Below are 1,091 nucleotides of genomic sequence, written 5' to 3' on the forward strand. Positions count from 1 at the left end.
TCGTGGTGGGGCCGCCTCGACGAGATTACCTTCCTTACCCTCGCGGTGTTTCCCCTGTCAGGCACGAAGCTGCGGGACTCAGGCGTGCGGACGCCCGGCTTCGTCGTCATCGGCAACGGCCGCGCCACGGTCATCGAGATCGACGGCCGTGCGCACTACGGCGCCGCCTGCAAAGCCGACGACCACACCCACGACCGACATTGGGAACGGTGCGGCGTCCACACCATCCGCATCTCCAGCGAGCACACCGCGGATCCTCGGCGCTCAAGGCGCTATTCCGCGAGGACATCATTCGGTCGCTCTAAGTGGTCGGCGCTGACGACCACAGACCATCCCGCCACCAACAGCGCGCACCGTCCCAGGCCCGCCAAAGATATCTCTGCTCGTTGTTTGTCGCGATAGGGTCGATTTTCTATGACTGATGCAGCGGCCTTGACATTCGATGAATACGCCGCCGAGTCGGCTGTTCTCGGAATATACCGGCAGGTGTTCGCTGTCTTGGCGCGGAATGCCAACGCGATGGTGGACGATACGGACTCGGTAGGTGTCGACGATTCGATCTTGCAAGCGTTCGCTGACGCGGGGCCGGCCGGGATGACGAGCGAGCAGGTCGTTCTGGCGTGTCCGAGCGCGTCGGCTGATGCGGTCCGGCACCGTTTCGAGGTGCTGCGTTCGTATCGAGCGGTGACCCGGGTCAACGAACGGGCGCACGAGATTGAAGCGATCCCGTTTCCGTGGACAGCAGACCTGAAGGTCACTGTCTGAATGGAAGGGCCGTCATGGGGTCGACTCCCCGGAAGCACGCGCAGGAGTACAAAGACGAGGCGGTAAGATTGGCGCTCGACTCCGACCGGTCGTTAGCCGAGATCGCGAAGAGTCTGGGTATCAATGAATTAACCTTGGGGAATTGGGTGACGAAGGCGAAAAAGGACAGTGAGTCCGACGAGAAGCCGCTGTCGGTGTCGGAGTGTCGCTACGACCGTTTGAACCCGCTCACCTGCAGGAACTCGACATCACACGCCACCGACGACACCTAAATGGTAACCACCTGTCACCACCGGAATCTTGGCGGAGCCGTTATTTCTACAGGC

Annotated in this window: 3 protein-coding genes; all 3 read left to right on the plus strand. The window is 61.5% G+C overall.

Features of this window, described 5'->3' with window-relative positions:
- The coding region (locus MJ783_RS23155; RefSeq protein WP_239313987.1) for a hypothetical protein at positions 1 to 402 on the plus strand (402 nt) is incomplete at its 5' end.
- Positions 403 to 414: 12 nt separating this feature from the next.
- The gene (locus MJ783_RS23160) at positions 415 to 765 is read left to right on the plus strand and encodes a hypothetical protein (protein WP_239313990.1); all 351 of its coding nucleotides are present in this window, start codon (positions 415 to 417) and stop codon (positions 763 to 765) included.
- Between the two features lie 14 nt (positions 766 to 779).
- Positions 780 to 1,037 (plus strand): transposase, encoded by a 258-nt coding sequence (locus MJ783_RS23165; RefSeq protein ID WP_239313993.1) that lies wholly within the window; start codon positions 780 to 782, stop codon positions 1,035 to 1,037.
- Positions 1,038 to 1,091: the final 54 nt, after the last annotated feature.

Origin of the sequence: Protofrankia sp. Cj3 (assembly GCF_917627355.1) — a bacterium.
Classification (GTDB): domain Bacteria; phylum Actinomycetota; class Actinomycetes; order Frankiales; family Frankiaceae; genus Protofrankia.